This is a genomic window from Sphaerisporangium sp. NBC_01403 (assembly GCF_045040145.1).
GTDB lineage: Bacteria > Actinomycetota > Actinomycetes > Streptosporangiales > Streptosporangiaceae > Sphaerisporangium > Sphaerisporangium viridialbum.
Genome location: NZ_CP109534.1, coordinates 9,709,078 through 9,735,138, shown reverse-complemented (window position 1 = coordinate 9,735,138; position 26,061 = coordinate 9,709,078). Strand labels below are relative to the sequence as shown.

The 26,061-nt window shown below is 71.5% G+C and carries 21 protein-coding genes and 1 pseudogene; 5 read left to right on the top strand and 17 right to left on the bottom strand.

All coding sequences use genetic code 11. The features are described 5' to 3' along the window. Window positions 1–19 precede the first annotated feature (19 nt). Window positions 20–1,021, bottom strand: coding sequence for a cytochrome D1 domain-containing protein (locus OG589_RS44030; protein ID WP_405144887.1), 1,002 nt, complete (start codon window positions 1,019–1,021; stop codon window positions 20–22). A 12-nt stretch (window positions 1,022–1,033) separates the two neighbouring features. After that, a complete protein-coding gene (locus tag OG589_RS44025) occupies window positions 1,034–2,311 on the bottom strand; it encodes a Dyp-type peroxidase (RefSeq protein ID WP_405144886.1) in 1,278 nt (425 codons plus the stop codon). Between the two features lie 364 nt (window positions 2,312–2,675). Between OG589_RS44025 and OG589_RS44020 the strand changes: the two genes are divergently transcribed. Next, on the top strand, window positions 2,676–4,313 hold the full coding sequence (locus OG589_RS44020) for a penicillin-binding transpeptidase domain-containing protein (protein ID WP_405144885.1): 1,638 nt from the start codon (window positions 2,676–2,678) through the stop codon (window positions 4,311–4,313). 255 nt (window positions 4,314–4,568) lie between these two features. After that, window positions 4,569–4,934, top strand: a pseudogene (locus OG589_RS44015) (GDSL-type esterase/lipase family protein); the annotation flags it as partial. On the opposite strand, the gene OG589_RS44010 reads toward OG589_RS44015, so the two are convergent. After that, window positions 4,915–5,955: a stage II sporulation protein M gene (locus OG589_RS44010; protein ID WP_405144884.1), complete on the bottom strand. Its 1,041-nt coding sequence runs from the start codon at window positions 5,953–5,955 to the stop codon at window positions 4,915–4,917. The pseudogene OG589_RS44015 and the gene OG589_RS44010 sit on opposite strands and share 20 nt — an antisense overlap. Before the next feature lie 39 nt (window positions 5,956–5,994). Here OG589_RS44010 and OG589_RS44005 point away from each other — a divergent pair, with 39 nt between their 5' ends. Further along, window positions 5,995–6,909 carry an RDD family protein gene (locus tag OG589_RS44005; RefSeq protein ID WP_405144883.1) on the top strand — a complete coding sequence of 305 codons (915 nt, stop codon included), beginning with the start codon at window positions 5,995–5,997 and terminating at the stop codon, window positions 6,907–6,909. A 150-nt stretch (window positions 6,910–7,059) separates the two neighbouring features. On the opposite strand, the gene OG589_RS44000 is transcribed toward OG589_RS44005, so the two are convergent. The 7 genes from OG589_RS44000 to ahcY all read right to left on the bottom strand — a co-directional run bounded on the left by OG589_RS44000 (window position 7,060) and on the right by ahcY (window position 15,996). Beyond that, window positions 7,060–8,022 (bottom strand): ABC transporter permease, encoded by a 963-nt coding sequence (locus OG589_RS44000; protein ID WP_405144882.1) that lies wholly within the window; start codon window positions 8,020–8,022, stop codon window positions 7,060–7,062. A 4-nt stretch (window positions 8,023–8,026) separates the two neighbouring features. Next, window positions 8,027–9,019 (bottom strand): ABC transporter permease, encoded by a 993-nt coding sequence (locus tag OG589_RS43995; protein WP_405144881.1) that lies wholly within the window; start codon window positions 9,017–9,019, stop codon window positions 8,027–8,029. Then, window positions 9,016–10,068, bottom strand: a complete 1,053-nt coding sequence (locus tag OG589_RS43990; protein ID WP_405144880.1) for an ABC transporter ATP-binding protein — start codon at window positions 10,066–10,068, stop codon at window positions 9,016–9,018. The genes OG589_RS43995 and OG589_RS43990 overlap by 4 nt, the downstream gene beginning before the upstream one ends. A gap of 26 nt (window positions 10,069–10,094) precedes the next feature. Continuing rightward, window positions 10,095–11,126, bottom strand: coding sequence for an ABC transporter ATP-binding protein (locus OG589_RS43985; protein WP_405144879.1), 1,032 nt, complete (start codon window positions 11,124–11,126; stop codon window positions 10,095–10,097). Then, window positions 11,123–12,943: an ABC transporter substrate-binding protein gene (locus OG589_RS43980; protein ID WP_405144878.1), complete on the bottom strand. Its 1,821-nt coding sequence runs from the start codon at window positions 12,941–12,943 to the stop codon at window positions 11,123–11,125. Before OG589_RS43980 ends, OG589_RS43985 begins: the two co-directional genes overlap by 4 nt. A gap of 292 nt (window positions 12,944–13,235) precedes the next feature. After that, on the bottom strand, window positions 13,236–14,486 hold the full coding sequence (locus OG589_RS43975; protein WP_405144877.1) for an adenosylhomocysteinase: 1,251 nt from the start codon (window positions 14,484–14,486) through the stop codon (window positions 13,236–13,238). 82 nt (window positions 14,487–14,568) lie between these two features. Beyond that, window positions 14,569–15,996, bottom strand: coding sequence for an adenosylhomocysteinase (gene ahcY, locus OG589_RS43970; protein ID WP_405144876.1), 1,428 nt, complete (start codon window positions 15,994–15,996; stop codon window positions 14,569–14,571). Between the two features lie 112 nt (window positions 15,997–16,108). Here ahcY and OG589_RS43965 point away from each other — a divergent pair, with 112 nt between their 5' ends. Next, the gene (locus tag OG589_RS43965; RefSeq protein ID WP_405144875.1) at window positions 16,109–16,444 is read left to right on the top strand and encodes a MerR family DNA-binding transcriptional regulator; all 336 of its coding nucleotides are present in this window, start codon (window positions 16,109–16,111) and stop codon (window positions 16,442–16,444) included. 31 nt (window positions 16,445–16,475) lie between these two features. Here OG589_RS43965 and OG589_RS43960 read toward each other — a convergent pair whose 3' ends face one another. The 5 genes from OG589_RS43960 to OG589_RS43940 all read right to left on the bottom strand — a co-directional run bounded on the left by OG589_RS43960 (window position 16,476) and on the right by OG589_RS43940 (window position 20,631). Further along, entirely contained in the window at window positions 16,476–17,432 is a 957-nt protein-coding gene (locus OG589_RS43960) for a cation diffusion facilitator family transporter (RefSeq protein ID WP_405144874.1), read from the bottom strand. A 66-nt stretch (window positions 17,433–17,498) separates the two neighbouring features. Further along, window positions 17,499–18,620, bottom strand: a complete 1,122-nt coding sequence (locus OG589_RS43955; RefSeq protein WP_405144873.1) for an SIS domain-containing protein — start codon at window positions 18,618–18,620, stop codon at window positions 17,499–17,501. Then, window positions 18,617–18,790 (bottom strand): Trm112 family protein, encoded by a 174-nt coding sequence (locus OG589_RS43950; protein ID WP_358548907.1) that lies wholly within the window; start codon window positions 18,788–18,790, stop codon window positions 18,617–18,619. Before OG589_RS43950 ends, OG589_RS43955 begins: the two co-directional genes overlap by 4 nt. Before the next feature lies 1 nt (window position 18,791). After that, window positions 18,792–20,150 (bottom strand): phosphomannomutase/phosphoglucomutase, encoded by a 1,359-nt coding sequence (locus OG589_RS43945; RefSeq protein WP_405144872.1) that lies wholly within the window; start codon window positions 20,148–20,150, stop codon window positions 18,792–18,794. 115 nt (window positions 20,151–20,265) lie between these two features. Beyond that, the gene (locus OG589_RS43940) at window positions 20,266–20,631 is read right to left on the bottom strand and encodes a DUF3499 domain-containing protein (RefSeq protein WP_405144871.1); all 366 of its coding nucleotides are present in this window, start codon (window positions 20,629–20,631) and stop codon (window positions 20,266–20,268) included. A gap of 196 nt (window positions 20,632–20,827) precedes the next feature. Between OG589_RS43940 and OG589_RS43935 the strand changes: the two genes are divergently transcribed. Then, complete coding sequence (locus OG589_RS43935; RefSeq protein ID WP_405144870.1) at window positions 20,828–21,292, top strand: metallopeptidase family protein; 465 nt, start codon at window positions 20,828–20,830, stop codon at window positions 21,290–21,292. Between the two features lie 36 nt (window positions 21,293–21,328). Here OG589_RS43935 and OG589_RS43930 read toward each other — a convergent pair whose 3' ends face one another. Together OG589_RS43930 and OG589_RS43925 are read right to left on the bottom strand one after the other, a co-directional pair. Continuing rightward, complete coding sequence (locus tag OG589_RS43930; RefSeq protein WP_405144869.1) at window positions 21,329–22,759, bottom strand: DUF5719 family protein; 1,431 nt, start codon at window positions 22,757–22,759, stop codon at window positions 21,329–21,331. Next, the gene (locus OG589_RS43925; RefSeq protein ID WP_405144868.1) at window positions 22,756–25,830 is read right to left on the bottom strand and encodes a glycosyltransferase family 2 protein; all 3,075 of its coding nucleotides are present in this window, start codon (window positions 25,828–25,830) and stop codon (window positions 22,756–22,758) included. The genes OG589_RS43930 and OG589_RS43925 overlap by 4 nt, the downstream gene beginning before the upstream one ends. Window positions 25,831–26,061: the final 231 nt, after the last annotated feature.

Below are 26,061 nucleotides of genomic sequence, written 5' to 3'. Positions count from 1 at the left end.
GATCTCCGGCGCGCCGCCGCTAGCGGGCGGGGTCGACCGCGATCCCGTACGGAGTGGAACCGACCGGGATGGTCGCGACGACCCTGTTCGCCGCCGGGTCGATCACCGCGACGTCGCCGTCGCCCTGGTTGACGACGTAGATGGCGTCCCTTCCGACCGCGACCGCGAACGGATCCGTGATGCCCGGGGTGCCGTCCTTGATCCTCGCCACGACCCGCCGGGTGCCCGTGTCGACCACCGGCACGGTGGCGGTTCCGAGGCCCGCCACGTAAGCGTGCCCCCGACCTACCGCCACGCCGAAGGGCCCCACGCCGACCGGCACGTTCGCCACCACCCGCGAGGCACGTGTGTCGATCACCGAGAGGCTCGCGGCGTCCTCGTTCACGACATAGGCGGATCTTTCATCGGGGCTGACCGCCACGCCGACCGGCCCGGCCCCCACCGGCACCGTCGCGGTCACGCGGCCGGCGCGGGTGTCGATCACCGACACGGTGTTCGATCCCTCGTCGGCTGTGTAGGCCCTGCGACCGTCCGGGCTCACCGCCACGCCGACCGGCTCCGTCCCGACCGGTACGGTCGCGGTGACCCGGCGGGCGCTCACGTCGATCACCGACACGCTGTTCGATCCGCCGCGGGCGACGTAGGCGAACCGCCCGTCCGGGCTCGCCGCCACAGCCGTCGGCGCCCCGCCGACCCGTACGGCCGCGACCGCCCGCCGCGCACGCGCGTCGACCAGCCACAGGTCGCCGGAATCCTGGTCGGCGACGTAGACCAGATGACCGTCCGGGCTCACCGCCACCCCCGACGGGGCACTGCCGACCTGAACGGTCGCGGTCACCTTTCTCGCACGCGTGTCCACCACCGACAGCGTGCCGTCGAACTGGTTGCTCACGTACAGGAGCGAACCGGCCGGCCGTCCCCCATCAGCGACGGCACGCACGGTGCCGGAGGCCGGAGCGATCCCCGCCACCAGGACGAGGAACCACAGACCGATCAGCCTCTCCCGGGCCAGACGTCGCATCCGCATCCCCGATCAGGTCGCCAGCAGGCCGCTCGCGTAGTGGTCATGGGTGTCCCGCACGCCGGGCAGCACGAAGAAGTAGCCGCCGCCGAAGGGGCTGATGTACTCGACCAGGGGCTCGCTCTCCAACCGGGTCTGCATGGCGATGTACGTGTGCAGTTCCCGCTGGTAGCAGCAGAAGACGTGCCCCATGTCCGTCGCGCCGCCCGGGCCGGGAGCCCGGTCGAACTGGTAGCTGCGGCGCAGGATCGCGCTGGTGGCGGCCGTCTCCGGCGTCTGCGGGTTGGCCAGGCGGATGTGGGCGTGCAGCGGGGTCAGCCTGCCCTGCGGATCGTTGGTGTACACCGGGTCCTGGCTCTCGTCGGTGCCGTACAAGGGGGCGCCGGTGGCCTTGCGGCGGCCGATGATGCTTTCCTGCCGCCCGATCGGAACCGTGTTCCATTTCTCGATGAAGAAGCGGACGACGCGAACGGCCTGGTACGTGCCGCCGGCCGTCCAGGCGGGCTCCCGCGTCCGCGGCTGCGCCCAGACCAGCTGGTTCATCTGCCGCGCGTCGCCGGTGTCGGGGTTGGCGATGCCGTCCTTGAAGCCGAGCATGTCGCGCGGGGTGCCGCTCGGGCGGGGCGGGTTCCGGAACCCGTCCGCCCGCCAGCGCGGCCGGAGGGCTCCGTCGGTGTGCGCCATGATGTCGACCAGCGCGTGCGCCAGCACGTCCTGGTGGTTCGCGCACAGCTGTAGCAGCAGGTCACCGTGGCATTGCTCCTCATCGAGATCGTCGTGCTCGAACGCCCGCATCCTCTCCAGCTGTACGGGCTTGCGCGGGGCGAGGCCGTATCTGTCGTCGAACAGCGACGCGCCGACGGCTGCGGTGATGGTGAGGCCGTCAGGCACGACCATCGCGCCCAGGAGGTCGTTGTCCCGTGGCGCCGTGTTCGGCGGCGCGCCACCGGAGGCGAGGAAGCGGGCACGGTCGGTGAGAGCGCGGAAGAGGTCGGTGAGCTGGTTCCGGTTCGCCGCGGTCACCTCGAACGAGGCGAAGCCGGCGACCGGCTGGGCCTGCGTCGGAGGCGGCCGGTCGATCCCGGCCTGGTGAAGCCCGTGGAACGGGAACGTGGAGGGGCCGTGGCCTGTCGCGGCGCGCGCGGTGGCCTCGGGCATCCTGCCTGCCGCGACGCCCGCCGCGCCCAGCGCCATCGCGCCCTTGAGGAACGAGCGCCGCCGAACCCCGGCGCCCTCCCCTTGAGCGCCGCCGATCGCACCTCGGCCGATACGCCCATGGGAATCGTCCATCACAGCCCCCCGATTCACCCCATTCGCGAAGTTTATACCCCTATATCCGATTTAAGTCGCACGCCCTTGCCGCAGGCGCGGGCATGCGCAGAGCGTCGTGTCCGCCGCCACATAGTCCGATCAGGTCGTCGTGCGGAGGTGCCGGTGCGGGCGCGCAGCGTGCCTCAGCGCCGGGGAAGCGGGCGCCGACCGCGCGGCCGAGGAGTTCCGGCCCGCATTCAATTGACGCTTTAGCGGCGAGCAATCTGCCGTTCAAGGAAAAAGCCTGGTCCACGCTTGTTGCCGCGTTTACGATCTTTTCGCTGGTATACACGCGTGGAAACCGGGCGGTGTCAACTGCATGCGCGAGCGATGGCCTCTCGTGATGATCGCATTGGTGGTGGCGATCATCGCGTTCGGCGTGTACGCGCTGGTGGCCGGTCCGGGCCCTGTGGACGCCTCGCCACGGGCGCGGCAGTCCCCCGCCCCCGTACGGTCGACCGGCGGGGCGCCACCGGCCTCGGCGCCCGCGCCGACCCTCCTGCCGGCCGAGACGCCGCCGCCGATGGAGGCCACGACCCAGGCGCCCCCGCCCGCCGCCGCGACGTCCCAGGCGGCCGTGCCGGCGGGTCCCGAGGCGACCGCGACGCGCTACTTCGACGCCTGGCGGGCCGGAGACTTCGCCACCATGGCCGCACTGGTCGACGGCCCTCCGGCCGACTTTGCCGATCGTCACCGGCGGTTCACGGCCGACCTGCGGATCGCGTCCCTCTCGCTCAGCCCGGGCGCGGTGCGCCGCCAGGGCGAGGAGGCGGCCGAGGTGCCCTTCCAGGGGGTCCGGGAGGTCACGGGGCTGGGCCGCTGGCCGTTCTCCTCGGTGTTGCGCCTGGCGTCCCGGAACGGGGCCTGGAAGGTGCTCTGGGCCCCCGAGACGCTGCACCCCTCCCTCAAGGACGGCGGGAGCCTCCGGCTCAAGGAGACCCAGGTCCGAAGGCCGTCCACGCTCACCCGCGAGGGCCTGCCCTTCCCCGCAGACAGCAGGGCGGGCGACTACTTCACCGGGCTGGACGCGACGGTGGTCACCCTGAAGCTGGAGGAGGTGCCCTCGGGCCGGGTGCTCCTGGCCTCCCCCACCCCGCCGCAGCCGGAAACGCGCAGCACGATCTCCCAGGCCGTCCAGGCGGCCGCCGCCCGCGCGCTGGACGGCGTCGGGCAGCCCGCGGCGATCGTGGCCATGGACGCCCGGTCCGGCCAGATCCGCGCGGTGGCGGACACGCTGGGCGGCAGGCGGGCGTTCAACGGCCTGTACCCGCCGGGTTCGGCGTTCAAGGTGGTGACCTCCGCCGCCCTGTTCGGCACCGGCCTGACTCCGGAGTCGCAGGTGGCGTGCCCGGGGAGCTACACCATCCCGAACGCCAGGACCTTCACCAACGACGGGGGCGCCGACCACGGCACCGTGACCCTCACCACGGCGTTCGCCCTGTCCTGCAACACCACCTTCGTGCGGCAGACCTACGAGCGGCTGCGCGACGACCGGCTTCGCGCCGAGGCCGCCGACCGCTTCGGGTTCCGCGAGAAGCCCGGCCTGAGCTTCTGCCGGATCAGCCCGTACAAGGACCTGAACGAGCTGGGCTCCGACGCCATCGGCCAGAACTCGGTGCAGGCCAGCCCGCTCTGCATGGCCGAGGCGGCCGCCGCCGTCGCGAGCGGCGTCTGGAAGCCCGCCATCATGACCGACGCGCCCCCCGCCGGCTCACCGGCCCAGGTGCCGCTGGACGGCGGCGTGGTCTCCGGTCTGCGCGCGATGATGGGCGCCGTGGTCACCCGGGGCACCGCCGCGCAGGCCGGTCTCCCCTCGGGAACCGCGGGCAAGACCGGCACCGCCGAGGTCGCGGGGGCGAAGTCGCACGCGTGGTTCATCGGCTACCGGGACGACCTGGCGTTCGCGGTGCTCGTCCAGAACGGCGGCACCGGCGGCGGCGTGGCCGCGCCGATCGCCGCGAAGTTCCTGAAGGCGCTGTAGCCCGACTTTCCGCAGGTCACAGGCTCGGAGTGTCACGGAGCGGCTGGCTTCCCCCGCAGAGCGGCTGTGGCAGCATACGACAAGATCGTTACTCACAGTAATCGGTTCGCGGTCCGGCCCGGTGGCGTCGGGGACATCTCGCGTGGCTCGCACGCCACGAGGTTCGCGCCGCCGTCCGATGACGACTCGTGAAGGAGAAGCCGTGGCAGGACTCATGGGCCGGCTCGCCGTCCTCGGCACTGGGCGCCCCACGCGCGGGTGATCACCGTCGGCTACCCGTTCATCATCCCCGAGGACGCCACGAACTGCACCTACGGCAGCCTCCTCGGCTTCGGCACCATCACCCACGACGACCTGGCGTGGCTGCGCGAGGAGGTGCTGGAGAAGCTGAACGAGGTGATCCAGGCGGTCAGCGCCGACCACGGCGCGACCTACGTCGACCTGTACGAGTCGGGCCGCGGTCACGACGTGTGCGCGAAACCCGCGGCCCGCGCGTGGGTGGAGGGCTTGCTGGCCAAGCTGATCCCGCTTGAGCACGCTCTGGTCCACCCCAACGCCGCCGGTCACGCGAACGCGGCGAAGTACGTCGAGGACGCGATGCTCAGAGTTCTCGCGCCGTAGCCCCCCTGATGAACGGGACCGGCGACCGGCCGTCGCTCGACGGGGCGACGTCGGGGGCGCGTTCGAGGTCGCCGGTCTCGCCGGCCCGCAGGGCTCGGCGGCCGAAGAACACGACGTACGCCAGGAACGCGGCCTCGGCCACAACCCCGATGCCCACGCGCGCCCACGTGGGCAGGGCCGAGGGGGTCACCATCGCCTCGATGAGCCCCGACACCAGCAGGACCACCACCAGGCCGAGCGCGACGGCGACCACGGCCCGTCCCTGCTCGGCGAGCGCCTCCGTGCGCTTCCTCGGCCCCGGGTCGATGGCGGTCCAGCCGAGGCGCATGCCGACGGCGGCGGCGAGGAAGACGGCCGTCAGCTCCAGCAGGCCGTGCGGGGTGATCAGGCCGAAGAAGACGTCGAGCCGGTCGCGGGAGGCCATCAGCCCGGCGGAGACGCCGACGTTCGCGGCGTTCTGCCAGAGGATGTACGGGATCGGGATGCCGAGCAGCACGGAGGTGGCGATCACCTGCATCGAGACCCAGGCGTTGTTGATCCACACCTGCCCGGCGAACGCTCCCGCCGGATGCTCGGAGTAGTAGTCGGCGAAGTCGTGCTCGACGAGCTGCTTGATCTGCTCAGGTCCGGCGATGGCGGCCTGGACGTCGGGGTTGCGCGCCACCCACATGCCGACCGCCAGGGAGACCAGCAGGAACACCGCCGAGGTGACGGCCCACCACCACCGGGCACGGTAGGCGACCACCGGGAACGAGACGGTGAAGAAGCGGATGAAGTCCCGCCAGGCCGGCGTGTGCGCCCCCGTGACCGCCGAGCGCGCCCGCGCGACGAGCGCCGAGAGCCGGCCCACCAGGAGCTGGTCGGAGCCCGTCCTCACGATGGACAGATGCGTCGCGACGCGCTGGTAGAGGTCGACCAGCTCGTCCACCTCGGGCCCGCTCAGCGAGCCGCGGCGCCGCACCAGGGTCTCGAGCCGGTCCCACGTCGGCTTGTGCGCGGAGACAAACGCGTCGATGTCCACGCACGAGAGCCTATTGGCCCGATGGATAGGGTGGGGGACGTGGCAGATGTCGTAACCGGCGAGGCCGTCGTCGTAGAGGTACGGGTGGCCCAGCTGCCGAGCCGGGCCCTGGCGTTGCTGATCGACATGGTGCTGCAGTTCCTGGCCATCCTGGGGCTGAGCCTGCTGCTCGGCATGCTGTCGTTCGTCGCGGAGGAAGCGGTCGCGGTGGCGCTCACGATCCTGCTGAGCGCGCTGGTCATCGTGGGCTACCCCGTGATCTTCGAGACGCTCAGCCGGGGCCGCAGCCTCGGCAAGCTGGCCATGGGCCTGCGGGTCGTCAGCGACGACGGCGGCCCGGAGCGTTTCCGGCAGGCGCTGTTCCGCGGCCTGTCGGGGCTCCTGGAGTTCTGGATGTTCTTCGGCGCCCCCGCGCTGATCAGCTCGCTGATCTCCCCGCAGGGCAAGCGGCTCGGTGACGTCTTCTCCGGGACCATCGTGATCTCCGAGCGGGCCCCGCGCCAGGCCCCGCCGCCAGAGATGCCCGCGCCGCTCGCCCGCTGGGCGACGACTCTGGAGCTCTCCCGGCTGCCCGAGGACCTCGCCGCCACCGCGAGGCAGTACCTCTCGCGCTGGCACCAGCTCTCCCCCGCCGTCCGGCACGACATGGGGTCCCGGATCGCCGCCCAGTTCGCGACCTTCGTCTCGCCGCCGCCCCCGCCGGCCGCGCCTCCTCACGCGTATCTGGCCGCCGTGCTGGCCGAGCGCCGCCGCCGCACCGAGGTACGGCTGGCGCGCCAGATGCGGCAGCACTCCTCGCCGTACGGAGCGGTCCCCCCTCTCCCCGGGCCCCCCGTCCCGCTCCCCCCGCCCTCCTGGCAGCCGGCGGTTTCGTACGGTGCGCCGACCGCCGCTCGGCCGTCCCCAGCAGGGGAAACACGGCCGACGGCGGGTGGTTTCATCCCTCCGGCGTAGATTTTTCGGCAAGCCTGTGCATACATGCGGCATGCACGGGCACGGGATGTTCCAGCGGGCTACTGGGGCATTAGCCCGCTACGTGGGAACGGGTATGGCCCGGCGCGTGAGGGAGAGGTCGCGCCGGCCATACCCACCTCTCAGTCCCCGTCAGGCGAGCCGCACCCTCGCGTCCAGCAGGGCGTACGCCACGTCGACCAGCAGGTTCGCCACCACGACCGCCGCCGCGGTGATGAGCACGACCCCCATGATCACCGGCAGGTCGCCGCTGACGAACGCCTGGACCACCGCCTGCCCGACCCCGCCGAGGCCGAACACCGACTCGGTGACGACCACGCCCCCGATGAGCGTGCCGACGTCCACGCCGAGCTGGGACACCACCGGTGTCAGCGCCGACCGCAGGCCGTGCCGGACGATCACCCGGCGCTCGGGCACCCCCTTTGCGCGGGCCGTGCGGATGTAGTCCTCGCCCAGCACGTCGAGCATCGACCCCCTGGTGAGCCGCAGGTAGGTCGCGGCCTGCACGGTGGCGAGCGTGACCCAGGGCAGGATCAGGTGCCGCGCCCATTCGCCAGGGTTCTCGGAGAGGCCGACGTACGAGTCGGGCGGGAAGATCGGCACACCGGCCTTGGTGAGCTGGAAGAACAGCAGGTACAGCAGGAGCAGCCCGATGACGAAGGTCGGCATCGAGACTCCCGCCAGGGCCAGGAACGTCAGCGCCCTGTCCAGAAGCGAGCGCGCCCGGGTGGCGCTGAGCACCCCGGCGCTGACGCCGACCAGGAACCACAGCACCGCGCCGCCGAGGACGAGCGACAGGGTGGGCGGCAGGTCGGCGGCGACCAGCTTGCCCACCGACTCCCCGTTGAAGTACGACTTGCCGAGGTCACCGTGGAGCAGCCGGCCCATGTAGTCGCCGTACTGCACGAGGATCGGCCGGTCGAGGCCGAGGTCGCGGCGGATCAGGTCGACCTGCTCGGGGGTCGCCTGCCGCCCCGCCAGCGTCCGCGCCGGATCGCCGGGCGCCACGAAGAACATGAAGAACGTCCCCAGCGTGACCAGCCACAGCACGACCACGCCGAGCAGCACCCGCCTGATGAGGAAGCGCCGGAACATCGGATCAGCCCTCCCTGCTCTTCACGCTCTTCTTCCTGCCGCTCCGCCTTCGCAGGATGCCCCTGCGCCTGCTGAAGAGCCGTTCGGTCCTCGGGTCGATCGCGTCGCGGACGCCGTCCCCGAGCAGGTTGAACGCCAGCGTGGCGAGCAGCAGGCTTCCCGCCGGGAAGGTGAGGTACCACCACGCGACCCGGTAGAAGCCCTGTGCCTCGCTGAGCAGGTTGCCCCAGGAGGGGGTGGGCGGGACGATGCCGAGGCCGAGGTAGGACAGCGTCGACTCGAACACGATCGCCGCCGGCACCAGCAGGGTCACCAGCACGATCACCGGGGCCAGCAGGTTGGGCAGGATGTCGACGAACATGATGCGCGCGTCGCTCGCGCCGAGCGACCTGGCGGCCTCGACGTACTCCCGCTGGTTGATCGACAGGGTCTGCCCGCGCACGATCCTGGCGATCGCCGCCCAGGAGTAGAAGGCGATCACCCCGATCGTCGCGGTGAGCGACGGCCCGGCGATGGAGACGACCGCGATGGCGAAGATCAGGTAAGGGAACGACAGCACGACGTCCATCAGCCGCGACAGGAGCGTGTCGATCACGCCGCCGTAGAACCCGGCCAGCAGCCCCACGGCGACCCCGAGCAGCGCCGCGAACCCGGTGGACACCACGCCGACGACCAGCGAGACGCGGGCGCCGTACAGGACGCGGATGAACAGGTCGCGGCCAAGGCGGTCGGTGCCGAACCAGAACGTCCCGTTCGGCGCGACCGGCAGGCCCTGGTCGGTGATGCCGATGTCGCGGAACTGGTCGTCGGGGCCGTGGCCGCTCCACTGCGCGATGAGCGGCGCGGCGGCGGCGAGCACGAGGAGCAGGACCACGATGACCGCCGAGGCCAGGGCCACCTTGTCGGTGCGGATGCGCGCCCAGGCAAGTGCCCACGGGCTGCGCCCGGCGATGACCTTGCCGGGCACCGCCTCCGGGCGTATCTCGGTGAGCGTCACCTCGTCCCCCCGTCCACCGGCTGATCGATCGGGAAGTGGCAGGCCGTCAGGTGCGCGGTTCCTCCCAGCACAGGACCCTCCGGCACAGGACCCTCCAGCGCAGGACCCTCCGGCACGGTTCCCTCCAGCGCGGGCTGCTCGGCCGCGCAGACCTCCTGTGCCCTCGGGCAGCGCGGGTGGAACCGGCAGCCGGACGGCGGGTCGATCGGCGAGGGGACGTCGCCGGTGAGGATGACGCGCTCGCGCCGGTCGGCGGCGTCCGGATCGGCCACGGCCGTGGCCGACAGCAGGGCGTCGGAGTACGGGTGGCGGGGGCGCTCGTACAGCTCGTCGGCGTCGGCCAGCTCGGCCACCCGGCCGAGGTACATCACCGCGATGCGGTCGCTGACGTGCCGCACCACCGACAGGTCGTGCGCGATGAAGAGGTACGTCAGCCCGAAGTCGTCCTGGAGGTCCTTGAGCAGGTTGAGGATCTGGGCCTGGATCGACACGTCGAGGGCCGACACCGGCTCGTCGCAGATGATCAGCCGCGGGCGCAGCGCGAGGGCGCGGGCCACGCCGATGCGCTGCCGCTGGCCGCCGGAGAACTCCGCGGGGAAGCGGTTGTAGTGCTCCGGGTTCAGCCCGACGCGTTCCATCAGCTCCGCCACCGTGCGCCGCCGCTCCTGGGAGGTGCCGACACCGTGGATGACCAGGGGGTCGGCGATGATCGATCCGACGCGCCTGCGGGGGTTCAGCGAGCCGTACGGGTCCTGGAACATCACCTGGATGTCCCTGCGGAACGGCCGCATGGCACTGCGCGAGAGGTTGGTGATGTCCTGACCGTCGAAGGTGACCTTGCCGGAGGTCACCGGGTGCAGTCCCGCGATGCAGCGGGCCAGCGTGGACTTGCCGCAGCCGGTCTCGCCCACCAGGCCGAGGGTCTCGCCGGGCGCCAGCGTCAGGCTGACCCCGTCGACGGCGTGCACCTGCCCGACCGTGCGGCGCAGCACGGCGCCCTCGTGGATCGGGAAGTGCTTGACCAGGTCGTCCACTTCCAGAAGGTTCACCGGGCCTCCGTTCGCGGGGGCCGCGTTCACCGGGCCTCGGTTCCCGAGGCGCGCAGCCGTACGGCCTCCGCCTCCTCGCCGAGGCCGATGGCCTGGTGCGGCAGCCAGCAGGCCGAGGCGTGGTCGCCGTCTCCGGTGACCCGGCCGAGGGGCGGGCGCTCGGCCGCGCACACGGGCATGGCGTACGGGCAGCGCGGGTGGAACGCGCAACCGGAGGGCACCGCGATCATGCTGGGCGGCTGGCCGGGGATCGGCCGGAGCCTTCCCTGCCGCACGCCCGTGCTGCCGGGGATCGACTCCAGCAAACCCTTCGTGTACGGATGATGTGGGCGGTAGTAGATCGTGCGCCGGTCGGCCCGCTCCACCGGCAGCCCGGCGTACATCACCATGACCTCGTCGGCGACCCCCGCGACCACCCCGAGGTCGTGGGTGATCAGCACCAGTGCGATGTCGAACTCCCGCTGGAGATGGGTGATCAGGTCCAGGATCTGCGCCTGGACGGTCGCGTCGAGCGCGGTGGTGGGCTCGTCGGCGACGACGAGCTTGGGGTTGAGCGCGAGGGCCATCGCGATCATCGCCCGCTGCCGCATGCCGCCCGAGAACTGGTGCGGGTAGTCGTCCACCCTGCGGTCAGGGCGGGGGATGCCGACCAGGCCCAGCAGCTCCACCGCGCGCCGCCTGGCCTGGGCGCGGCCCACCCCGGAGTCGTGGACGCGGATCAGCTCCGCGATCTGCCAGCCCACCTTGTACAGCGGGTGCAGGCTGGTCAGCGGATCCTGAAATATCACGCTTATCTCGGAGCCTCGGATCTGGCGGAGCCGTTCCTCGTCGAGCGAGAGAAGGTCCACGCCCTCGAAGACCGCGCTCCCCGAGATGTCCGCCTCGGGGAGCAGCCCGAGGATGGCCTGCGTGCTCACCGTCTTGCCGCTCCCCGACTCCCCGACGATGGCCAGCGTCCGCCCCGGCTCGACGCTGAACGACAGGCCTCGGACGGCCTGGACCAGGCCGTCCGCGGTCGGGAAGCCGACGGTGAGATCCTTGACTTCGAGAAGGGTCATGGGGTCGGCGGGTCCAGCCAGAGGTTGGTGAGGTCGAAGAGCTGGAACGACGGCAGGTAGAGCGCGTTCTTCACCCGCTTCGCGTGGTAGATGGGCGTGTTCTGGTTCTGGAACGGCACGATCACCGCGTCGGCCAGCACCTTCTGGTCCACCTGGTGCCACAGGACCGCCGCCTTGGTCTGGTCGGGCTCGGCCAGCGCCCGCTTGATCAGGTCGTCGACCTGCGGGTTGCTGTAGCAGCCGTAGTTCGACGTGCCCGGGGTGCAGTTGGTCTGGAACAGCGGCTGCGACACCGACCGGCCGTTGTTGCCGTACCAGTCCGGGATCCATCCCGGCGCCGAGATGTCCCACTTGCTGTCCTTGGCAAGCGACGGGTTCTGCAGGAAGGCGCCGTAGTAGTCGCCCTGCCGCACGGGCAGTCCCTTGACCGTGATGCCGCACTTCTGCAGGTCCGCGGAGTACGACTGGAACACCGACGGGTGGTTGCCCGCGTTGCGGAACGCCCCGATGAGCGTGAGGCCGTTCGGGTAGCCCGCCTCCGCGAGCGTCTGCTTGCACTTGGCCGCGTCGCCCTCGTCGTTCGGCGTCGGGTACGGGTTGTACTCCTGGTACCCGATGTTGCCCGGCGGGATCGCCGTGTGCAGCGGGGTGTTGAGCTCCTTGCCGCCGTAGATCTTGCCGATCGCGACCTTGCTGATGGCGTACTCGATGGCCTGGCGGACCCCGAGCTTGCCCATGGCCCCGTTCTCGTTCTTGCTCTGGAGGTTGAACACCAGGTACGGGTTGGTGATCGCGCCCGGGTAGACCTTGTAGTTCGGGTCGCCGGAGGAGCTCAGCCGGGGAAGCTGCGCGGTCGGCACCGGCAGGTCCCAGGCCAGGTCGGCGCTGCCGGCCTCCAGCTGCTGCTGCACGCTGTCCGGCTCGGTGACGCCCTCCTTGACCTCGATGGCCTGGACGTACTGGTGGCGGACCGGGTCGGACTCCTGCTTCCAGGCCGGGTTGCGCTCCAGCCGGATCTCCTTGGTGGCCACGTACTTGGTGATCTTGTAGGGCCCGTTGGAGATCACGTGCTGCCGGAAGTCCGCGTCGTCGGGGGCGTACTGGTCGTACTCCTGGGGAGCCGCCGAGGCGAAGTTCAGCGCGAGGATGTTGAGGAAGTCACCCGCGGGCTGGACCAGCGTGAAGACGATCGTCTTGTCGTCCTTGGCCCGCACGCCGGCGATGTCGTGCGAGTTCTGGAAGTCCGCGAGGGCCTTCGGCGTGGGCGTGTCCTTCTCGAACGCCTTCGCGTAGGCCGCGCAGTACTCGGCCATCCCCTTGATCGTGCTGGTGTAGTAGCCCGGCGCCCCCGCGCCCGCCACCGGGTTGCAGAGCCGCTTGAAGCCGCGCACGTAGTCCTGCGCCGTGACCGCGCGGGGCGGCGAGGTGTCCCACTGGACGCCGTCGCGCATCTTGATCGTGTACGTCAGCAGGTCCTGGCTGAGGCCGCCGTTGGACGTCGTCGGGATCTCGGTGGCGACGTCGGGGACGACCTCCACCGCCTTCTTGGGGTCCGCCGACCCGGGCAGCGTGAAGAGCTGGCGGGCGTAGGTCCGCAGGATCTGGTTGGTCACGACGTAGTACGTGCTCGTGGGGTCGAGGTGGTCGACGTCGCCGCCTCCGACGAGCCGCAGCGTGCCGCCCTGCACCGCCTTGCCCGTCTGCTCGGGAGTCGCCGAGTTGCCCGTACCGCCGCCGCCGCTGTCCGTCTGACAGGCCGTGGCGAGCAGCGTCGCCGCCGCCACGACCGCGATGGTGAGATGGCGCGTGTTGGCCATGCGCCCTCCTCGTGCCGAGATGGGGAACCTGTGTGGCCGATAGCAGGGCTTCCGCCGGTACCGTGACGCGCCCTGCGGCTTGCTGGGGCTAGCTCCTGAATGAAGGAACCCATCCCGGAGGGGTGGCTGTCGAGGGTGGTTACCCAACCGTTGGCGAGGCGCGATCCGCAAGTGATGCCGGTTCGATGATGAAACGTCAGCGAATCGCGACATATCCGCCTAGCGGGCCGGGAGCATGGTCCTGGCCTGCGCCGATGATCCGGAGACGGTTAACGGGGGCGAAGAACGGGCCTCAGGAGCCGAAGCGCCACGAGCGCAGGTAGTCGCTCTGCAGGGGGGTGAGCGTGTCGATGTCGATGCCGGCCGCGGCGAGCTTCAGCCGGGCCACCTCCGCGTCGATCTCCGCCGGCACGTCGTACACGCCGGGCGCGAGCCGTACGCGCTCCTCGGCCAGCCACGCGACGGCCAGCGCCTGGGCGGAGAACGACATGTCCATGACGGCCGCGGGGTGCCCCTCCGCGGCGGTCAGGTTGACCAGGCGGCCCTCGGCGAGCAGCAGCAGCCGCCGCCCGTCGGCGAGGACGTACTCGTCGGTGTGGGGCCGCACGCCGAGCCGGACCTCGCTCGCCATGCCCTCCAGGGCGCGCACGTCGATCTCGACGTCGAAGTGCCCGGCGTTCGCGAGGATGGCCCCGTCCTTCATCTCGGCGAGGTGCTCGCCCCTGATGACGTCGCGGTTGCCGGTGACGGTGATGAACAGGTCGCCCGCGCGCGCCGCCTCGACCATCGGCAGCACCTCGTAGCCCTGCATGCTGGCGTCCAGCGCCTTGACCGGGTCGATCTCGGTGACGATGACCCGGGCGCCCTGCCCCCTGGCCCGTTCGGCCACGCCGCGCCCGCAGAAGCCGAACCCGGCGACCACGATCGTGCGGCCCGCGAGCAGCGTGTTGGTCGCCCGCATGATGCCGTCGAGCGTGGACTGGCCGGTGCCGTACCTGTTGTCGAACATCCGCTTCGTGCGGGTGTCGTTGACCGCGACGACGGGGAAGCGCAGGGCGTGCTCGGCCGCCATCTGGCGCAGCCGGATGATGCCGGTGGTGGTCTCCTCGCACCCGCCCGTGACCCCGTCGAGCAGCTCGACGCGCTCGGTGTGCAGCGTGATGACCAGGTCGCAGCCGTCGTCGAGCACGATGTCGGGCCCGATGTCGAGGGCCTGGTGGAGGTGCCGGTAGTAGGTGTCGCGGTCCACGCCCGCGCGGGCGTGCACCGCCACGCCGTACGTCCGCAGGGCTGCCGCGACGTCGTTCTGCGTGGACAGGGGGTTCGAGGCCGCCAGGGCGATCTCGGCGCCGCCGGCCTTCAGCGCGCCGACGAGCACCGCGGTCTCCGCGGTCACGTGGAGGCACGCGGCGATCTTCAGGCCGTCGAGCGGGCGCGCGGCGTCGAACCGCGCCCCGATCGCCCGCAGCACGGGCATCGAGCGCAGCGCCCAGTCGATGCGCCGTTCACCCGCCTCGGCGAGCGACGCGTCCGCGACATCCACAGTTCCCCCTGTACACCCCAGTGTGCGAAAGGTCCCCGCGCGACCTCGCGCGGGGACCTCGCCTGGCCGGAAGGCCGGTCGATCAGTAGCGGTAGTGGTCGGGCTTGTACGGACCCTCGACGTCCACGCCGATGTACTCGGCCTGCGCCTTGGTGAGCTGGGTCAGCTTGACGCCGAGCGCGTCGAGGTGGAGGCGCGCGACCTTCTCGTCCAGGTGCTTGGGCAGCACGTAGACGCCGATGGGGTACTCCTCGGTCTTGGTGAACAGCTCGATCTGCGCGATCACCTGGTTCGTGAAGGAGTTGGACATCACGAAGCTGGGGTGGCCGGTGGCGCAGCCGAGGTTCATCAGGCGGCCCTCGGCCAGCACGATGATCGCGTGGCCGTCGGCGAAGGTCCAGGTGTGGACCTGCGGCTTGATCTCGGTCTTCACGATGCCCGGCAGCTTGGCCAGGCCGGCCATGTCGATCTCGTTGTCGAAGTGCCCGATGTTGGACACGATCGCGTTGTGCTTCATCCGGCTCATGTGGTCGGCCGTGATGATGTTGAAGTTGCCGGTCGTGGTCACGAAGATGTCCGCGATGCCGACGACCTCGTCGAGCGTGGTGACCTGGAAGCCGTCCATGGCCGCCTGGAGCGCGCAGATCGGGTCGATCTCGGTGACGATCACGCGGGCGCCCTGGCCGCGCAGCGCGTCGGCACAGCCCTTGCCCACGTCGCCGTACCCCGCGACCACGGCGACCTTGCCGCCGATGAGGACGTCGGTGGCGCGGTTGAGGCCGTCGATGACGCTGTGGCGGCAGCCGTACTTGTTGTCGAACTTCGACTTGGTCACCGAGTCGTTGACGTTGATGGCCGGGAACAGCAGCGAGCCGGCCTTGAACATCTCGTAGAGACGGTGGACGCCGGTCGTGGTCTCCTCGGTGACGCCCTTGATCTCCTTGGCCACGGCGGTCCACCGGCCCTCGGAGGACACCGTGCGGCGCAGGAGGTCGAGGATGATCTTCCACTCCTCCGCGTCGTCCTCCGCCGCGGTCGGCACGGCGCCGGCCTTCTCGTACTCGGCGCCCTTGTGGACGAGCAGGGTCGCGTCACCGCCGTCGTCGAGGATCATGTTGGGGCCGCCGCCGCCGGGCCAGGCGAGCGCCTGCTCGGTGCACCACCAGTACTCCTCCAGCGTCTCGCCCTTCCAGGCGAACACCGGCACGCCCTTGGGGGCGTCGACGGTGCCCTCGGGGCCGACGACGACCGCGGCGGCCGCGTGGTCCTGGGTGGAGAAGATGTTGCAGCTCACCCAGCGGACGTCGGCGCCGAGCGCTACCAGCGTCTCGATGAGCACCGCGGTCTGGATGGTCATGTGGAGCGAGCCCATGATCTTGGCCCCGCTCAGCGGGCGCGCCTCGGCGTACTCGCGGCGGATGGCCATCAGGCCCGGCATCTCATGCTCGGCGAGCTGGATCTCCCTGCGGCCGAAATCGGCCAGCGCAAGGTCGGCGACCTTGAAGTCCATAGCGTTGTTCCCCTCAACCCGGTCATTGCGTCACTGCGAGTTTAAGAGGCGCGCGCACCCCAATGCATCCCCAGATCTGTGAACCTGACAAAAGAATGTAAGAATTGGGCTCATGCGCATCACTGAGGCGGCGAAGCGTCTTGGACTGTCCCCGCGGATGCTCCGCTATCGGGAGGCCCTCGGCCTGCTGCCCCCGACGCGCGAGCGGGGCTCGCACCGGCGGTTCGGCCCGGAGGAGCTCGCGGCGGTCACCCAGGCGATGGAGCTGGAGCGGCGCTTCGACGTGTCCCCCGCCGAGCTGGCGTTCGGCATGCGCGTCCTCAGCGAGCCCGCCGTCGCCCAGGCCGTGCGCGACCTGGGGCTGCGCATCGGCCGCCTCCACGCCCCGCGCCGCGCGCTGGACTTCGAGAAGGAGAAGGCCCTGCGCCTGCTCCGCCGCGACCGCTGATCGATCGCGTCACCCAGCCGGCCGGCGGGGCTCAGGCGTGCGCTTCGCCGACCCCGTTCGAGGAGGAGGCCGCCTGGCCGGCACGGTAGAGATCGGGCTCCAGGTAGATGACCCGGGCGATCGGCACGGCCTCGCGGATGCGCCGCTCTGCCTCGTCGATGCCCCTGGCGATGTCGGCGGCCGTGTCGCCGCCCTCCACCGCGATCTTCGCCGCGACCAGGAGCTCCTCGGGGCCGAGGTGCAGGGTGCGCAGGTGGATGACCCTGCTCACCTCGGGCGCGTTCTCGAGCGCCTCGCAGATCTTCTCCTCGATCTCCGGCGTGGCGCTCTCGCCGATGAGCAGGGACTTGGTCTCGATCGCGAGGATCACCGCGATGATCGCCAGCAGGATGCCGATCATGAGCGTGCCGACGCCGTCCCAGACGCCGTTGCCCGTGACCACGGCCATCGTCACGCCGAAGAGCGCGAACAGCAGGCCCAGCAGTGCCCCGAAGTCCTCCAGCAGCACGACGGGGAGCTCGGGGGCCTTGGCCCTGCGGATGAAGTTGAACCAGGAGGCGTCGCCCCTGATGGTGTTGGACTCGACGATGGCGGTGCGGAAGGAGAACCCCTCGGCGACGATCGCGAAGATCAGGACGGCGAAGGCCCAGATCGGGGACTCCACGTGGTGGGGATTCATGATCTTCTCGATGCCCTCGTACAGGGAGAAGACCGCGCCGATCGTGAACAGCACGACCGCGACCACGAACGCGTAGAAATAGCGCTCGCGGCCGTACCCGAAGGGATGCTTGCGGTTCTCGCGCTTCTTCGACTGCTTGCCACCGAGCAGCAGCAGCGCCTGGTTGCCCGAGTCGGCGACCGAGTGCACAGACTCGGCCAGCATCGAGGAGGAGCCCGTGAAGACGAACGCCACGAACTTCGCCACCGCGATCGCCAGGTTCGCCCCCAGCGCCGCGATGATCGCCTTGGTACCGCCGCCCGCGCTCACCCGCAGTCTCCACCCATCCGTAACACCGTGCTCTGATCCCGTCGGTTAAAAGCGGTCAAGGAGATCTTATTGGGAAAGCCTTGCCTTAAGTTCCGAGATGGCGCTCACGGGAGTGGGATCGACGCCCAAGCCCAGCGCCAGATAGACGCTCCCGTAGTCCACCAGACCCACCAGCGAGGCAAGCCGCTCAAGCGGATGCTCGCCCTCGGCGGTGATCTCGCTGACCGGCACGCCACGATCTTGCGCCAGGCGCACCGACATCGCGCGCCGCTTGCTCACCTGGGGATGCTCCTCCAGGTCGCGCAGCACGATCAGCCGCAGGGCGAGGGACGGCTCGTCGCCGAAGATGTCGCGCTGGGCGAGCGGCCCGTCCAGCGCCACCACCTGGTTGTGATCGACCTCCGGGATCTCACCCCAGAGCGCCGGGTACTTGGCGTTCTCGTTGAGCTGGGTCGCCAGCCGGTGCGCCGCCGCGGTCGCCACCGGCGAGGACCCCCAGACCATGGGGATCGAGTCGGCCATCTCCAGCGCCAGTGTCTTGCCGGGGTTGATGAACGACTCGCTCGACGGCCGGCAGCGGTGCGCGATGTCCTCCAGGCGCTTGGCCGTGGCCTCGACCGCGCCGGCGTCCACCTCGGCCAGCCCGAGCGCCGACGCGATGGCGACCAGGGGCATGGTCAGGCCCCAGAGGTTCGCCCGGGGCAGCCGGACCGCCCCCTGCACCGGCACGACCGGCAGGTGCAGGGCGGACGCCTGCTCGGCGATCGCCGCCAGCGGCGACCCCGCGCGGCCCACGGTGATCAGCCGGCAACCCCGGCGCACAGCCTCCAGCGCCAGGGTCCGGGTCTCCTCGGTGGTGCCCGAGGCGGAGACGGCGATGACCAGGTCGGCGGCGCCCACCCAGCCCGGCAGACGGTAGGAGCGCACGGTCAGGATCGGGATCGGGACCCCACCGCCGCACACGGCCGCGAGCATGTCGCCGGCGATGGCGGAACCGCCCACACCCGCGATCACGACCGCCCGGGGACGGTCGCCGGCCGACAGCCGGGAGACGCCCGCCTCCAGCGCGCCGCGGTGCGAGGCGCGCACCTGCGCGCCGGAGGACGCCACCGCGGGCAGCATGCCCGCCGGATCGGTCTCGGTCAGGAACGCCGCGTCATCCAGCCGCTCGGGCTCGAACGGGCTCACGCCTTGCGAGCCTCGTCGACCAGCAGCACCGGGATGTCGTCGCGCACCGGATAGACCAGCCCGCAGGTCTCGGAACTGCACGCCAGCTCATCGCTCTGGGTGACGGCGTTGAGCGGTGACTTGCAGGCCGGGCAGGCCAGGATGTCGAGCAACCAATCGTCGATCTTCACGTCAACTCCTCACGACGGCGAGGACCGCGTCTCGGGTCGCCGCCATTAGCTTCTCGTCGGCCGCCTCGGCATTCAACCGGAGGAGCGGCTCTGTGTTGGACGGACGGAGATTGAACCACCAGCCGGACCCCGACACGGTGAGGCCGTCGAGCTCGTCCACGGTCACCCCGTCACGGCCGGCGTACTCGGCGCGGACCCGCGCCAGGGCCGCGGCCTGGTCGGCGACGGTGCTGTTGACCTCGCCGGACGCCGCGTAGCGGGAGTAGCGCCCAAGGAGGTCGGACAGCGGGTGAGGCTGCTCGCCGAGGGCGGCGAGCACGTGCAGCGCCGCGAGCATGCCGGAGTCGGCGAACCAGAAGTCGCGGAAGTAGTAGTGGGCGGAGTGCTCGCCGCCGAAGACGGCCCCGGTGCGGGCCATCTCGGCCTTGATGTAGGAGTGCCCCACCCGGGTGCGCACCGGGACGCCGCCGCTCTCGGCGATGATCTCGGGCACCGCCCTGGAGGTGATCAGGTTGTGGATCACCCTGGACCCCGGGTGCTTGGCCAGCTCACGCACGGCCACCAGGGCGGTGATCGTCGAGGGCGACACCGACTCTCCGCGCTCGTCGACCACCCAGCAGCGGTCGGCGTCGCCGTCGAAGGCCAGGCCGAGATCGGCGCCCTTGTCGAGCACGGCCTTCTGCAGGTCGCGGAGGTTGTCCGGCTCGATCGGGTTGGCCTCGTGGTTGGGGAAGGTGCCGTCGAGCTCGAAGAACAGCGGGGTGACCTCCAGCGGAAGGCCCTCGAACACCGTCGGGACGGTGTGACCCCCCATGCCGTTGCCGGCGTCCACCACGACCTTGAGTGGCCTGATGCCGGAGAGGTCGACCAGGCCGCGCAGGTGGGCGGCGTACCCGTCGAGCAGGTCACGCCTGGTGACCTCGCCGGTGCGCCCTCCTGCGGCCCGGACGCCCGAGGCGAGCAGCTCGGCGGCGCGGTCGCGGATCTCCACCAGACCCGTGTCGGACCCCACGGGGACGGCGCCCGCGCGGCAGAGCTTCATCCCGTTGTAACGGGCCGGATTGTGACTGGCCGTAAACATCACGCCTGGTAACCCGAGGCTGCCGCTGGCGTAGTAGAGCAGATCGGTCGAGCCGAGCCCGGTGTCGACCACGTCGGCGCCCCGGCCGGTCGCCCCGCGGGCGAAGGCGGCGGCGAGCGGGCCGGAGGACGCGCGCATGTCGTGCGCCATGACCACGGCCTCGGCTTCGAGCACCTCGACGAAGGCGGCACCCACTGCCTCGGCGACGCCCTCGTCGAGCTCGCCGGGCACGACGCCACGGATGTCGTACGCCTTGAAGATCTTGGCGAGGTCGCCCACTGCCGCTCCGCACCTAGTCACGTCTGTTCGACCCGAGCCTACTGCGTTACTCCGAGGCCTTTCACGAAGATCGGGAAGCGGCGGCGGGCCGGCACCGCGAGAGGATCAGGCGGGCTCAGCGCTCCAGGTTCTGCTGGGCGGACCGCAGGACCCGAAGGTGCCCGCGCCGGCCGACCTCCACGCCCTGCCCCACGGGCTCGCCCGAGGAGGGGGTGGGCCTGGCCGCCTCGCGCACGGCGTTGGCGAGGGCTTCTAGATCGTCGGTGCTCGGTTGCCCCGCCTCCGACGGCAGCCGGACGACCTCCCATCCGCGCGGGGCCGTCAGCCGCTCCGCGTGGTCCGCGCACAGGTCATAGCAGTGTGGTTCGACGTACGTCGCCAGCGGTCCGAGCACGGCGGTCGAGTCGGCGTAGACGTACGTGAGTGTGAAGACGGCAGGCTGCCTGCAGGCGGTACGGGAACAGCTGCGGACGGGGCTCACGGAGGGACCGTATCCGGTCCGCGTTCACATTGCCACCACCTGGCAGCTCTTAACGAGCGTGTCGCCACAATTCGGACACTTGCCGTCCCTTTACGGGCTGTATGGCCGGGCCCGGAAACCGCTTGGCGGACAGACCGTTCGCCTGGACGTCAGGGAGTGGGCGCGGGATCAGAGAGGCACGATCTAGGCTTGCTGTGTGAGTTCGGCCCCCGGCGGCAAGGCCCGCCCCAACGGCCCGCGGCGGCGCGACCGGCACGGCCGCGGCATGCGCGGTCCGCTGGCCCCGTCGCACGTGCCCATAGCGCGCTCCCGCAGCGAGCGTTTCGACGATTTCGTGCTGGACGCGGTCGACCGGCTGAAGCCGAAGTGGGGTGGGCAGCTCTCCGCCGTCGAGTTCGCCGTCGAGGAGGTTCCGCCGGCCGACGAGCTCATCGACGGGCCGGGCAGGCTCTCGTCCGACCCGATCCCCTTCGGCCGGGTGCAGCCCGCCGCCGGCGGCTCCCCGGCGGTCGTCGTGATCTACCGCCGCCCGCTGGAGGCGAGGGCCCGCGACCGCGACACGCTGGGCGCGCTCGTGCACGACGTGGTGGTCGAGCAGGTCGCCAACCTGCTGGGCCTCTCGCCCGAGACCGTGGACCCCGGGTACGACGACCGCCACTGAGCTCGCGGCACCACTGAGCTCGCGGCACCACTGACCTCAGGGCAGCACCACGGTGGGCGACTCCGCGATGCGCGGGACGATGGCCCAGGTGCGTGCCAGGCCCAGGGGCTGCGTGGTGAGGAGCAGGCCGTCAGGGGCGTGCTCGTCCATCACCCGCCCGCCGTAGACCGGGCCTGAGCCGGGCAGCGGCAGCACGACCACGCTGAAGTCGCCCCGCACACCCGGCGGAGCGAGCTTGATCTCCTTCGTGCGCGACGCGGGGATCCGCACCTCCACGGCCGGGGGCGCGGCGCCCTCCCGCGGCAAAGTCTGGACGCTGACCTTCCCCGCGGCGGCGGGCGCCGAGAGGATCAGCCGGGAGGAGATCTTCTTGCCCGTGCGGTTGTCGGCCACCACGCTGCCGATGTCGATCGGCACCGCCCCCGCGCTGAACGCGACGTCCTGCTTGGTGCCGGTGCCCGTGGCCATCACCCCGGCCACGATCGGGACGTCGGCGGTGAGCACGAGGGCCGACGGCTGCCCGCCGATGCCGGTCGACACGTCGATCGAGGCCGTGGACCCGGCGGTGACCTCGAGTGACTCGCGGTTCTTCATGGCGTAGAACCCGTCGGCCGTCAGCGCCTTGACGCGGACGACGGTGTCGGCCTCCCCCGGCGCCGTGACGTACAGCTCGCGCAGCCCGCCCCCGCCGGGGATGCCGGGGACGACGACGCTGGTCGCGGGCTCGGCGGCGGCGGGGAGCCAGTCGGTGCCCCTGCCCTTGCCGAGGACGGCCTTCGCGGAGGCCGCCACGCGCCCGCTGATGCTCCGCACCTCCACCGCCATGATCAGGGGAGAGGTCACGAGGTCGCGCACCCGTACCGCGCGGTGCTCTCCAGGCTTGAGCACGAGGCCGTTGCCGGAGTCGTTGACCACGGGACCCTCGCCGGCGTAGACCATGACCTCAAGGACGGCCTGGGCGGCGTCCGCGTTGGTGAGATAGAGCACGACGTCGGCGGCGGCCGGGCCCGGGCCGACGAACCACGCGCTGGAGCCGGGCTCGGCGCACCGCACCCCGGCCAGCCCGCGTGCCGTGCCGTCGGCCTGACGGGTCGTCTGGGTGGCCTCCAGCCCCGCCGCCATCACGCCGGCGCCGGCGATCTCCAGCGGCCCCGACCTGGCGGGCACGTCGCGCTGCCACAGCCGGCCGGGCTCGTCGAGTCTCGCGAGCGGCGAGGACTTGGCACTGACCTCGGAGATCGTGGTGCGGCCCGCGCCCTTGCCGCCGGGCGGGGTGATCGTGCTGACCCGCGCGCCGCCGGGGTCGGGGCAGACGGTCGAGACCGTCTCCACGGCCACCTTGTCCAAGGTGACCGCGGGCACGGCGACGACGCCGGGGCGGGTCACGAACGCCACGCCGAACAGGGCGGTCAGGACTATCAGGACCAGGGCGAAAAACCCGAAGCGGCTCTCGATCAGCGCCCTCACCGGACCAGCACTCCCTCGGTCTCGCGCTCCACCGGCATCTCGGCGTACTCCTCGGCGGCCTCCGCGCTCCGTGCGCCGGGAGAGGCCAGGACGAGGACCAGTGCCACGAGCGCGACCTGGCCCCAGAGCCAGACATCGTGCCAGAACGCCCCGTGCTCGGCCGTGACGCGGCCACCCGCGGCGGGAACGTCGAAACCCTGAGCCCAGCCGTCGACGGTGCGCCCGGCGAGTGACGAACCGCCGGCCGTGGCGGTCCACCCCCCGGCGGGCTCGGCGAGCACCAGAGTGCGCGTGCCCTGCCCGGCCGGCACCGCGGCCGTCAGGCCGCCGCCCGCCGCCTCGGTGTACTGGACGGGCGTGCGCACCCCGGCCTGGTCCTGGAGGTAGGCCCGGCCCAGGGGCTGGGCCATGGCCCACAGCCCGGCGGTCGCCGAGAGGTTCACCCGGACCAGCGCGGGATCGGAGTCGAGCGAGCGCCGCACCTTGGGATCGATCGGAGCGGGGACGGCGACGAACCGGACGCCGTAGGTGGCGAGCGTGAGGGCGTCGTCGCCGCCGCGCCCGGACACGACGCCCGCGACCAGGTCGGAGAGCCGCCCGCGCATCGCGGCGGACACCGGCAGGTCGGTCTCGCCGATCAGGGGGGTGCGGCCGCGCAGCACGGTGAAGGTGAGCCGCCCGTCGGCCTCGGAGCGGAGCACGACCGTGCTCTCACCCTCGGTGGAGCTCGCGGCGGCGAAGTCGCTGATCACGCTGGGCACGCCGCGCTGGAGCGGCCCCCGCGTGCCGTCCTTGATCCACAGAGCCGCCGCGGCGACGGGCGTGGCGCAGGCCACGAGGACCATCAACGCCGCGCCGGCCCTGCGCAGGCCGCCGGCCTGGTTGAGCTCGATGATGCGGTGCCCGGTCAGCGCCGCCGCGACGATCAGGCCCGTGGCGGCGAACGCCAGGGGCACGCCTGGCCAGGCCGCCGTGCCGTCCACGGGGACGCGGCTGGCCACGATCGCGACCAGGACGCCGAAGACCGTGACGCCCCAGCCGACGATGACCACCATCTGGTGCCGCCGGAACAGCAGGGCGGCCAGCGCGGCGGCGACCAGGCCACCGGTCACCCACACGGGCGGCACGCCGGGGCCGCCCGGGCTGAGCAGCAGCAGCGCCTCGGCGGTGAGCCGGGGATCGGCCAGCCCGGGGCGGTGCAGCCCCGCCTCAAGAAGGATGCGCCCGGGGTCGCCCGCGATCTGGACCAGCCACGGGAACAGCAGCACGATCGGCACGGCCATCGCGATGCCGAGCGAGAGGCCCACCCCGCGCCGCACCCCGCCGAACGACACGGCGGCGAGGCCGCCGAGCACCGCGACCAGTACGTAGACCAGGGGCGCGAACGCGGTGCCGACCGCGAGCAGCAGGCCGAGGGCCCATGCCGCCCGGCGCGCGCTGCGGCGCTCCCCCATGATCACCCTTGCGGCCAGCGCGGCGTAGGCGGGGAGCAGGACGAAGACCACCGCCGTGCCGAGCCGCCCGCCCGCGACGGCTCCGGTCGCCACGGGAAGCAGCGCGTACGAGGCGGCCAGCCAGACCCGGGCCAGCGGATAGGAGATCATCGAGCGGGTCGCGACGTAGGCGGACAGGCCCGCGAGCGGCACGCATCCGAGCAGCAGGACCGAGACCGCGAGCCAGGTCTTACCGAGGAAGATCGTCGACAGCGCCGCGAGGACCGCGACGTACGGCGGCGCCCAGCCGTCGGAGCCGAGCCCGGTCGCGTGGTATGCCGAGGTGTAGAACTGCCACAGGTCGGAGGCGCCGCCCACGACCGGGACCAGCGCGCCACCGCCGAGCAGCCCGCCGTAGAGCAGCGACCGCTCGGCGACCAGCGTGACGGCGATGAGGGCGAGGCAGAGCAGCACGCCGGGGTTGCCGAAGACGCGCTGCATGAGACCTGCGTCGGTCAGCAGCTCGTCGCCCTCGTCCTCCTTGGAGGGCTCGGAGATCACCGCGTGGTGCCGCCCGGCGGAGTCGATCGGCCCCGACCCGGACAGGTAGTTCTGGACCATGTCGGCGAGGCGCCGGTAGGCCATGCCCGAGGGCGTGAGCAGCCGCTTCACGTGGGCATAGCCCTGTTTTCTGCCCTGTTTTCGCGCCTTTCTGGCCTTCATGAGGCGGCGCGGAGCGGCCAGCACGGACGCGAGCGCGACCACCTCGTCGAGGGCGTTGGCCGGCTGCTTGGCCAGCAGCAGCAGGAGCGTGCGGAACAGCGAGCCGAAGATGTTGCGCACCAGCGACCACACCAGCGACCGGAAGGGGAGGTTCGCCATGATCACGAACATGGCGTTGCGGCGGTCGAGCCTGCGGGGATGGTCGGTGCTCGCGGTCATGCGGCGCCTGCGGCGCGTCGCGGCCTCGGCGTGCCAGGCGACCGCGTCGGTGACGTTCAGCACGTGGTAGCCGGCGGCGGTGGCCCGCCAGCACAGGTCGAGGTCGTCGCGGAAGAGGGGCAGGCCGGGGTCGAGGCCGCCGAACTGGTCCCACACGTCGCGGCGGATCAGCATGCCGGCCGTGGACACCGACAGCACCTTGCGGGTGCCGTCGTGCTGGCCCTGGTCGTACTCCCTGGGCTCCAGGCCGGTGTCGCGGCGGCCCGACCTGTCGACCGTGACGCCGACTTCGAGCAGGATGCGGCGGTCGAGCCAACTGCGGAGCTTCGGGCCGAGGATCGCGACCTTCTCGTCCTCGGCCGCGGCCCACAGGAGTGCTTCGAGCGCCCTCGGGTGGGGCGCGCAGTCGTCGTGGATCAGCCAGATCCACTCTTGGCCACCGGTGCGCGGCAGCCGCTCCAGCACCGCCGCCACCGCCTCGCCGAACCCCGTCGAGCGAGGCAGGGTCAGGATGCCGTTGGCGCCGAGCGCCTCGGTGAGGATCTTGCCGCTGCCGTCGCGGCTGCCGTTGTCGACGCCGACCACCCTGTCGAGCGGACGCGTCTGCCGGAGGACGCCCTCCAGTGACTCCCTCAACCAGCGGGCCCCATCATGGGCGACGACGATCGCTGTGACGGATTGACGCGGCGGGTGCACGGAGGTGGTGTCCTTGGGGGCTCGTGTGGCTTGCGCCGATCACGATACGGCACCCCGAGCGTGCCGGGTCTGCCACTCTTCCAATCAGGTCCACCGATCGCCGGCCGGCGGTCACGTCCCCTCGCCCGGCCTCCGGCTATGGCCCCCCTAGACCCTAGCCGTTTGCCGTGACCGTGTTCGCTCAGTGTTGACGGTGGAATCTCAAACCGTAACCGTCCGCCTCGCGGCGGC

Coding starts and splice junctions, on each gene's coding strand:
- ahcY (WP_405144876.1), bottom strand. CDS start 15,996: ATGGACTTCAAGGTCGCCGACCTTGCGCTGGCCGATTTCGGCCGCAGG.
- OG589_RS43980 (WP_405144878.1), bottom strand. CDS start 12,943: ATGGCCAACACGCGCCATCTCACCATCGCGGTCGTGGCGGCGGCGACG.
- OG589_RS44000 (WP_405144882.1), bottom strand. CDS start 8,022: ATGTTCCGGCGCTTCCTCATCAGGCGGGTGCTGCTCGGCGTGGTCGTG.
- OG589_RS43985 (WP_405144879.1), bottom strand. CDS start 11,126: ATGACCCTTCTCGAAGTCAAGGATCTCACCGTCGGCTTCCCGACCGCG.
- OG589_RS43965 (WP_405144875.1), top strand. CDS start 16,109: ATGCGCATCACTGAGGCGGCGAAGCGTCTTGGACTGTCCCCGCGGATG.
- OG589_RS44025 (WP_405144886.1), bottom strand. CDS start 2,311: ATGGACGATTCCCATGGGCGTATCGGCCGAGGTGCGATCGGCGGCGCT.
- OG589_RS44030 (WP_405144887.1), bottom strand. CDS start 1,021: ATGCGACGTCTGGCCCGGGAGAGGCTGATCGGTCTGTGGTTCCTCGTC.
- OG589_RS44020 (WP_405144885.1), top strand. CDS start 2,676: ATGATCGCATTGGTGGTGGCGATCATCGCGTTCGGCGTGTACGCGCTG.